The organism is Enterobacter cloacae complex sp. BZL2005, from assembly GCF_049238885.1.
In the GTDB taxonomy this organism is placed as follows: Bacteria; Pseudomonadota; Gammaproteobacteria; order Enterobacterales; family Enterobacteriaceae; genus Enterobacter; species Enterobacter roggenkampii.
Window position 1 is genome coordinate 607,759 of record NZ_JBMKGI010000002.1, and the last position, 7,808, is coordinate 615,566.

At 54.5% G+C, this 7,808-nt stretch carries 7 protein-coding genes and 3 pseudogenes; 7 read left to right on the forward strand and 3 right to left on the reverse strand.

The window, feature by feature from the left end:
• The first annotated feature begins 60 nt into the window (after nt 1-60).
• The 3 genes and pseudogenes from lacZ to ACOTXI_RS07325 all read left to right on the forward strand — a co-directional run.
• Nucleotides 61-3,135, forward strand: a complete 3,075-nt coding sequence (gene lacZ, locus ACOTXI_RS07315; RefSeq protein WP_015386474.1) for a beta-galactosidase — start codon at nt 61-63, stop codon at nt 3,133-3,135.
• A 51-nt stretch (nt 3,136-3,186) separates the two neighbouring features.
• Nucleotides 3,187-4,440 (forward strand): lactose permease, encoded by a 1,254-nt coding sequence (lacY, locus tag ACOTXI_RS07320; RefSeq protein ID WP_003846917.1) that lies wholly within the window; start codon nt 3,187-3,189, stop codon nt 4,438-4,440.
• A 65-nt stretch (nt 4,441-4,505) separates the two neighbouring features.
• Nucleotides 4,506-4,646: pseudogene (locus ACOTXI_RS07325) on the forward strand (maltose acetyltransferase domain-containing protein); the annotation flags it as partial.
• 14 nt (nt 4,647-4,660) lie between these two features.
• Here ACOTXI_RS07325 and ACOTXI_RS07330 read toward each other — a convergent pair.
• The 3 genes and pseudogenes from ACOTXI_RS07330 to ACOTXI_RS07340 form a co-directional block, all read right to left on the reverse strand.
• Nucleotides 4,661-5,358, reverse strand: a protein-coding gene (locus ACOTXI_RS07330) for an IS1 family transposase (RefSeq protein WP_226328998.1) whose coding sequence is annotated in 2 segments (ribosomal slippage) — nt 4,661-5,109 and nt 5,109-5,358 — 699 coding nt in all. Because the reading frame shifts where the segments join, the coding sequence is not laid out codon by codon here.
• A gap of 184 nt (nt 5,359-5,542) precedes the next feature.
• Nucleotides 5,543-5,647: pseudogene (locus ACOTXI_RS07335) on the reverse strand (transposase domain-containing protein); the annotation flags it as partial.
• Nucleotides 5,604-5,867, reverse strand: a complete 264-nt coding sequence (locus tag ACOTXI_RS07340; protein ID WP_004118209.1) for a transposase — start codon at nt 5,865-5,867, stop codon at nt 5,604-5,606. The pseudogene ACOTXI_RS07335 and the gene ACOTXI_RS07340, both read right to left, overlap by 44 nt.
• 14 nt (nt 5,868-5,881) lie before the next feature.
• On the opposite strand from ACOTXI_RS07340, the gene ACOTXI_RS07345 reads away from it, so the two are divergent.
• The 4 genes and pseudogenes from ACOTXI_RS07345 to ACOTXI_RS07360 form a co-directional block, all read left to right on the forward strand.
• On the forward strand, nt 5,882-6,145 hold the full coding sequence (locus tag ACOTXI_RS07345) for a hypothetical protein (RefSeq protein ID WP_015386469.1): 264 nt from the start codon (nt 5,882-5,884) through the stop codon (nt 6,143-6,145).
• A gap of 243 nt (nt 6,146-6,388) precedes the next feature.
• Nucleotides 6,389-6,670 (forward strand): helix-turn-helix domain-containing protein, encoded by a 282-nt coding sequence (locus tag ACOTXI_RS07350; RefSeq protein ID WP_004152118.1) that lies wholly within the window; start codon nt 6,389-6,391, stop codon nt 6,668-6,670.
• 34 nt (nt 6,671-6,704) lie between these two features.
• Nucleotides 6,705-7,274 (forward strand): small heat shock protein sHSP20, encoded by a 570-nt coding sequence (gene hsp20, locus ACOTXI_RS07355; protein ID WP_000350435.1) that lies wholly within the window; start codon nt 6,705-6,707, stop codon nt 7,272-7,274.
• 105 nt (nt 7,275-7,379) lie between these two features.
• Nucleotides 7,380-7,808: pseudogene (locus ACOTXI_RS07360) on the forward strand (Clp protease ClpC); the annotation flags it as partial.

Below are 7,808 nucleotides of genomic sequence, written 5' to 3' on the forward strand. Positions count from 1 at the left end.
TGTCCGGCTCGTATGTTATGCGAAAATGTGAGCGGATAACAATTCACGCAGGATACAACTATGACAATGATTACGGATTCACTGGCCGTCGTATTACAACGTCGTGACTGGGAAAACCCTGGCGTTACCCAACTTAATCGCCTTGCGGCACATCCCCCTTTCGCCAGCTGGCGTAATAGCGAAGAGGCTCGCACCGATCGCCCTTCCCAAGAGTCGCGCAGCCTGAATGGTGAATGGCGCTTTGCCTGGTTTCCGGCACCAGAAGCGGTACCAGAAAGCTGGCTGGAGCGCGATCTTCCTGACGCCGATACTGTCATCGTCCCCTCAAACTGGCAGATGCACGGTTACGATGCGCCTATCTACACCAACGTGACCTATCCCATTGCGGTCAATCCGCCGTATGTTCCCACGGAGAATCCGACGGGTTGTTACTCGCTCACATTTAATGTTGATGAAAGCTGGCTACAGGAAGGCCAGACGCGAATTATTTTTGATGGTGTTAACTCGGCGTTTCATTTGTGGTGCAACGGGCGCTGGGTCGGTTACGGACAGGACAGTCGTTTGCCGTCTGAATTTGACCTGAGCGCATTTTTACACGCCGGAGAAAACCGCCTCGCGGTGATGGTGCTGCGCTGGAGTGACGGCAGTTATCTGGAAGATCAGGATATGTGGCGGATGAGCGGCATTTTCCGTGACGTCTCGTTGCTGCATAAACCGAGCACGCAAATCAGCGATTTCCATGTAGCCACTCACTTTAATGATGATTTCAGCCGCGCTGTACTGGAGGCAGACGTTCAGATGTACGGCGAGCTGCGCGATGAGCTGCGGGTGACGGTTTCTTTGTGGCAGGGTGAAACGCAGGTCGCCAGCGGCACCGCGCCTTTCGGCGGTGAAATTATCGATGAGCGTGGTGGTTATGCCGATCACGTCACCCTACGTCTGAACGTCGAAAACCCGAAACTGTGGAGCGCCGAAATCCCGAATCTCTATCGTGCGGTGGTTGAACTGCACACCGCCGACGGCACGCTGATTGAAGCAGAAGCCTGCGATGTCGGTTTCCGCGAGGTGCGGATTGAAAATGGTCTGCTGCTGCTGAACGGCAAGCCGTTGCTGATTCGCGGCGTTAACCGTCACGAGCATCATCCTCTGCATGGTCAGGTCATGGATGAGCAGACGATGGTGCAGGATATCCTGCTGATGAAGCAGAACAACTTTAACGCCGTGCGCTGTTCGCATTATCCGAACCATCCGCTGTGGTACACGCTGTGCGACCACTACGGCCTGTATGTGGTGGATGAAGCCAACATTGAAACCCACGGCATGGTGCCAATGAATCGTCTGACCGATGATCCGCGCTGGCTACCCGCGATGAGCGAACGCGTAACGCGAATGGTGCAGCGCGATCGTAATCACCCGAGTGTGATCATCTGGTCGCTGGGGAATGAATCAGGCCACGGCGCTAATCACGACGCACTCTATCGCTGGATCAAATCTGTCGATCCTTCCCGCCCGGTACAGTATGAAGGCGGCGGAGCCGACACCTTCGCAACCGATATTATTTGCCCGATGTACGCGCGCGTGGATGAAGACCAGCCCTTCCCGGCTGTGCCGAAATGGTCCATCAAAAAATGGCTTTCGTTGCCTGGAGAGACGCGCCCGCTGATCCTTTGCGAATACGCCCACGCGATGGGTAACAGTCTTGGCGGCTTCGCTAAATACTGGCAGGCGTTTCGTCAGTACCCCCGTTTACAGGGCGGCTTCGTCTGGGACTGGGTGGATCAGTCGCTGATTAAATATGATGAAAATGGCAATCCGTGGTCGGCTTACGGCGGTGATTTTGGCGATAAGCCGAATGATCGCCAGTTCTGCATGAACGGTCTGGTCTTTGCCGACCGCACGCCGCATCCGGCGCTGACGGAAGCAAAACACCAGCAGCAGTTTTTCCAGTTCAGTTTATCCGGGCGAACCATCGAAGTGACCAGCGAATACCTGTTCCGTCATAGCGATAACGAGCTCCTGCACTGGATGGTGGCGCTGGATGGCAAGCCGCTGGCAAGCGGTGAAGTGCCTCTGGATGTCGCTCCACAAGGTAAACAGTTGATTGAACTGCCTGAACTACCGCAGCCGAAGAGCGCCGGACAACTCTGGCTAACGGTTCACGTAGTGCAACCGAACGCGACCACATGGTCAGCAGCCGGACACATCAGCGCCTGGCAGCAGTGGCGTCTGGCGGAAAACCTCAGCGTGACACTCCCCTCCGCGCCCCACGCCATCCCGCAACTGACCACCAGCGAAACGGATTTTTGCATCGAGCTGGATAATAAGCGTTGGCAATTTAACCGCCAGTCAGGCTTTCTTTCACAGATGTGGATTGGCGATAAAAAACAACTGCTGACGCCGCTGCGCGATCAGTTCACCCGCGCACCGCTGGATAACGACATTGGCGTAAGTGAAGCGACCCGCATTGACCCTAACGCCTGGGTCGAACGCTGGAAGGCGGCGGGCCATTACCAGGCCGAAGCAGCGTTGTTGCAGTGCACGGCAGATACGCTTGCCGACGCGGTGCTGATTACCACGGTCCACGCGTGGCAGCATCAGGGGAAAACCTTATTTATCAGCCGGAAAACCTACCGGATTGATGGAAGTGGTCAAATGGCGATTACCGTTGATGTTGAAGTGGCGAGCAATACGCCACATCCGGCGCGGATTGGCCTGACCTGCCAGCTGGCGCAGGTAGCAGAGCGGGTAAACTGGCTCGGATTAGGGCCGCAAGAAAACTATCCCGACCGCCTTACTGCGGCCTGTTTTGACCGCTGGGATCTGCCATTGTCAGACATGTATACCCCGTACGTCTTCCCGAGCGAAAACGGTCTGCGCTGCGGGACGCGCGAATTGAATTATGGCCCACACCAGTGGCGCGGCGACTTCCAGTTCAACATCAGCCGCTACAGTCAACAGCAACTGATGGAAACCAGCCATCGCCATCTGCTGCACGCGGAAGAAGGCACATGGCTGAATATCGACGGTTTCCATATGGGGATTGGTGGCGACGACTCCTGGAGCCCGTCAGTGTCGGCGGAATTCCACCTTAGCGCCGGTAGCTACCATTACCAGTTGCTCTGGTGTCAAAAATAATAATAACCGGGCAGGCCATGCCTGCCCGTATTTCGCGTAAGGAAATCCATTATGTACTATTTAAAAAACACAAACTTTTGGATGTTCGGTTTATTCTTTTTCTTTTACTTTTTTATCATGGGAGCCTACTTCCCGTTTTTCCCGATTTGGCTACATGACATCAACCATATCAGCAAAAGTGATACGGGTATTATTTTTGCCGCTATTTCTCTGTTCTCGCTATTATTCCAACCGCTGTTTGGTCTGCTTTCTGACAAACTCGGGCTGCGCAAATACCTGCTGTGGATTATTACCGGCATGTTAGTGATGTTTGCGCCGTTCTTTATTTTTATCTTCGGGCCACTGTTACAATACAACATTTTAGTAGGATCGATTGTTGGTGGTATTTATCTAGGCTTTTGTTTTAACGCCGGTGCGCCAGCAGTAGAGGCATTTATCGAGAAAGTCAGCCGTCGCAGTAATTTCGAATATGGTCGCGCGCGGATGTTTGGCTGTGTTGGCTGGGCGCTGTGTGCCTCGATTGTCGGCATCATGTTCACCATCAATAATCAGTTTGTTTTCTGGCTGGGTTCTGGCTGTGCATTCATCCTCGCCGTTTTACTCTTTTTCGCCAAAACGGATGCGCCCTCTTCTGCCACGGTTGCCAATGCGGTAGGTGCCAACCATTCGGCATTTAGCCTTAAGCTGGCGCTGGAACTGTTCAGACAGCCAAAACTGTGGTTTTTGTCACTGTATGTTATTGGCGTTTCCTGCACCTACGATGTTTTTGACCAACAGTTTGCTAATTTCTTTACTTCGTTCTTTGCTACCGGTGAACAGGGTACGCGGGTATTTGGCTACGTAACGACAATGGGCGAATTACTTAACGCCTCGATTATGTTTTTTGCGCCACTGATCATTAATCGCATCGGTGGGAAAAACGCCCTGCTGCTGGCTGGCACTATTATGTCAGTACGTATTATTGGCTCATCGTTCGCTACCTCAGCACTGGAAGTGGTTATTCTGAAAACGCTGCATATGTTTGAAGTACCGTTCCTGCTGGTGGGCTGCTTTAAATATATTACCAGCCAGTTTGAAGTGCGTTTTTCAGCGACGATTTATCTGGTCTGTTTCTGCTTCTTTAAGCAACTGGCGATGATTTTTATGTCTATTCTGGCGGGCAATATGTATGAAAGCATCGGTTTCCAGGGCGCTTACCTGGTGCTGGGTCTGGTGGCGCTGGGCTTCACCTTAATTTCCGTGTTCACGCTTAGCGGCCCCGGCCCACTTTCTCTGCTGCGTCGCCAGGTGAATGAAGTCGCTTAAGAAATTAATGTCGGATACGGCGCGAGCGCCTTATCCGACCAACTTATCAGGACGGAATGTTAAAAATGAACATGTCGATGACAGAAAAAATAAAAGCAGGCAAGCTATTTACCGATATGTGCGAAGGCTTACCTGAAAAAAGACTTCGTGGGAAAACATTAATGTATGAGTTCAATCACTCGCATCCATCAGAAGTTGAAAAAAGGGTAATGACTCCAACTTATTGATAGTGTTTTATGTTCAGATAATGCCCAATGACTTTGTCATGCAGCTCCACCGATTTTGAGAACGACAGTGACTTCCTGCCCAGCCTTGACAGATGCTGCCTCAGATTCAGGTTATGCCGCTCAATGCGCTGCGTATATCGCTTGCTGATAACGTGCAGTTCTCCCTTCAGGCGTGATTCATAAAGCGGCCAGCCATCCGTCATCCATACCACGACCTCAAAGGCCGACAGCAGGCCCAGAAGACGCTCCAGCGTGGACAACGTGCGTTCACCGAATACGTGCGCCACAACCGTCCTCCGTATCCTGTCATACGCGTAAAACAACCAGCGCTGGCGTGATTTAGCGCCGACATAACCCCACTGTTCGTCCATTTCCGCGCAAACAATGACGTCACTACCCGGTTGTATGCGTGAGGTTACCGACTGCGGCCTGAGTTTTTTAAGTGACGTAAAATCGTGTTGAGGCCAACGCCCATAATGCGGGCGGTTGCCCGGCATCCAACGCCATTCATGGCCATATCAATAATTTTCTGGTGTGTACCGGGCTGAGAGGCGGTGTAAGTGAACTGGAGCTGCCATGTTTTACGGCAGTGAGAGCAGAGATAGCGCTGATGTCCGGCAGTGCTTTTGCCGTTACGCACCACGCCTTCAGTAGCGGAGCAGGAAGGACATCTGATGGAAATGGAAGCCACCCGCACAGCGCGCTGGGATATCACTCCCCGAGGGAATACCGGCAGCGGACATCGTTAACTTAAGATACAAAAGCTGTTCGGAGATGGAGGGTCAAGATCAGGGTGACCTGCGCCATGATGTTATCCGAGCCCTGTTTCCTAATCACTACACCGGTATTTGATTACCCAGGTCAACTTCAGGCTGTTACAGGGACGGCAACCGTGTCAGCACATCCTTGAGATAGGCATACGGATCGTGCCCATTATTACGGGCCGACTGGATCAAACTCATGATCGCAGCAGCGCGCTTGAGTATGCGAACCCACGCCGAGCATTTGAGAAGGCAACGGGATGAACGCTGGCTGGATAGCCGTGGTTTTCTGGGTAGGCAGCCGAATCCATTTGTGATCGAGGTTGGCATTGAGGCTGTAGCCCAAGGCGATGTTTGCGATGGAGGCACCGGGTTCAGAACACTCCTGAATGACCTGAGCCTTGAAAGATTTGCTGTAGGTACGGCGCTGAGGGCGCATGGAAAATCCGCTTGATGGGCCATGGCCTTCGGCGGCGGTGTCGGGAAGGTGTGTTGGCCGGACGGATACTGTTGAACTACGTTGTCTGGGGCAACGGAAGTGTTTCGGCCCGACTCTGGAACGCGATCCGCAGCGACGACTGGGCAATTCCGCACGTTAGCCTGAGCAGCCTCGGGGAAATCGTCGTCTGGGCGCGCCCAGACGAGTTTCCGTCAAGGAACATGCAGACGAGCAAGGGGCTGCGGGCACTCGGCTACAACGTGAGGATCGGTGTTTGATCGAGGCGCCTGTGGTACACGCAGGCTGACGAGCCAGGCGCTGTCCATTGCCTGATCAGACCGCCCCGCTGCGCCTTGCCTGAGCAGTTGACCTGCATCAATGGGGCGGGAGAACGCTGTACATTGACTCTTGAAGGCTGTCATGGTAAGCGTAATATCTTACAAAGTATTACAAGGATTTCCTTGGCCGGAACCGCAAAGCGACGCGATTGGAGAGGGTGAGATGAAAGCGCACCTACAGGGATGAAAGCGCACCTACAGGTGATTTTCACGCTCGATGAATTGGCTGCGTACTTGAAAGTCGGCAAGCGGACGCTTTATCGGCTCGCCGCGCACGGGGAAATTCCGGCTTTCAAGGTGGGCGGGACGTGGCGGTTTCCTCAAAGTGAAATCGATCAGTGGATCAATGATCAGACCCGAGCCGCAGCAAAGAAGGAGGTGATGCGCAAGCGTGAACAGCAGAAGTCATCCGAGCAGCCCGTGTCGCCTGGGCGCACTGCCCGTCACAGCAGGCAAAGGGCTTGAGTAACTCGTTTTCCAATTTTTCTGGAGGTATGACATGGACATCGATTTCAAGAAGTTGGCTCCCTGGAACTGGTTCAAGAACGAGCAGCAAGAGCAGCAGACCGCCTCTTCCCTGCCGGTGCAGCGCAATGACCTGCCAGCGGCGAGCGGGCCAGTCAGCCCGATCCTGCAACTGCATCGGGAAATCGACCGGCTGTTCGATGACGCATTCCGGGGCTTCGGTTTTCCGGCGTTGAACATGCCGCAGTGGCCATCCGATTGGTCGGGCATGCTGAAGCCGGCCCTGGACATCCAGGAAACCGACAAGCAGTACAAGATTGCCCTGGAAGTGCCCGGTGTCGAGGAGAAGGACATCCAGATCACTCTCGACAACGACGTGCTGATGGTGCGTGGCGAGAAGCGCCAGGAACAGGAGAAGAAGGAAGGTGGCTTCCACCGTGTGGAGCGCTCCTACGGCAGCTTTCAGCGTGCCTTGAACCTGCCTGACGACGCCAACCAGGATTCAATCAAAGCATCGTTCAAGAACGGGGTGCTCACGGTCACGATCGACAAGCGCGAGGTCAGCGCGCCGAAGCAGGGACGCTCGATCCCGATCAACGGCTGACGTCGCCGGCTCGTTTGTCACAAGAAAAACCCGGCACGAGACGAGGAGTCGCGGTTCGCGATGCCTCGTCGCCTCAACCTTGTCAACCTTCTCAGGAGCATCAGCATGGCCAGAAAACAATGCCAGGTCTGCGGCCAACCCGCCACCGTGCGGGTGGAAGCCAATCTCAACGGTCGTCACAGCACCATGCTGTTGTGCGACGACCATTACCGGCAATTAGTGCGCCAGCAAAAGCGCACCGTTTCGCCGCTGGAAGCCTTGTTCGGCTCGCGCAGCGGCCTGTTCGAGGACTTCCTCGGCAGTGACTTCTTCCGCATCGGCGACGACGCGACGCCAGTTGCCGCCGATACCGATGACGTGGTCGATGCCTCGTTTGGCGAGCCCGCCGCCGCAGGTTCGGGTGCGCCGCGCCGTCGCGGCAGTGGGCTGGCCAGCCGCATCAGCGAACAGTCGGAAGCCTTGCTGCAGGAGGCCGCCAAACACGCTGCCGAATTTGGCCGCTCCGAGGTGGATACCGAACATCTGCTGCTGGCG

What these genes read in the sequence shown, in the direction of transcription:
- ACOTXI_RS07350 (WP_004152118.1), top strand. Translation starts at nt 6,389, where the DNA reads ATGAAAGCGCACCTACAGGTGATTTTCACGCTCGATGAATTGGCTGCG.
- hsp20 (WP_000350435.1), top strand. Translation starts at nt 6,705, where the DNA reads ATGGACATCGATTTCAAGAAGTTGGCTCCCTGGAACTGGTTCAAGAAC.
- lacY (WP_003846917.1), top strand. Translation starts at nt 3,187, where the DNA reads ATGTACTATTTAAAAAACACAAACTTTTGGATGTTCGGTTTATTCTTT.
- lacZ (WP_015386474.1), top strand. Translation starts at nt 61, where the DNA reads ATGACAATGATTACGGATTCACTGGCCGTCGTATTACAACGTCGTGAC.
- ACOTXI_RS07340 (WP_004118209.1), bottom strand. Translation starts at nt 5,867, where the DNA reads ATGCGCCCTCAGCGCCGTACCTACAGCAAATCTTTCAAGGCTCAGGTC.
- ACOTXI_RS07345 (WP_015386469.1), top strand. Translation starts at nt 5,882, where the DNA reads ATGGGCCATGGCCTTCGGCGGCGGTGTCGGGAAGGTGTGTTGGCCGGA.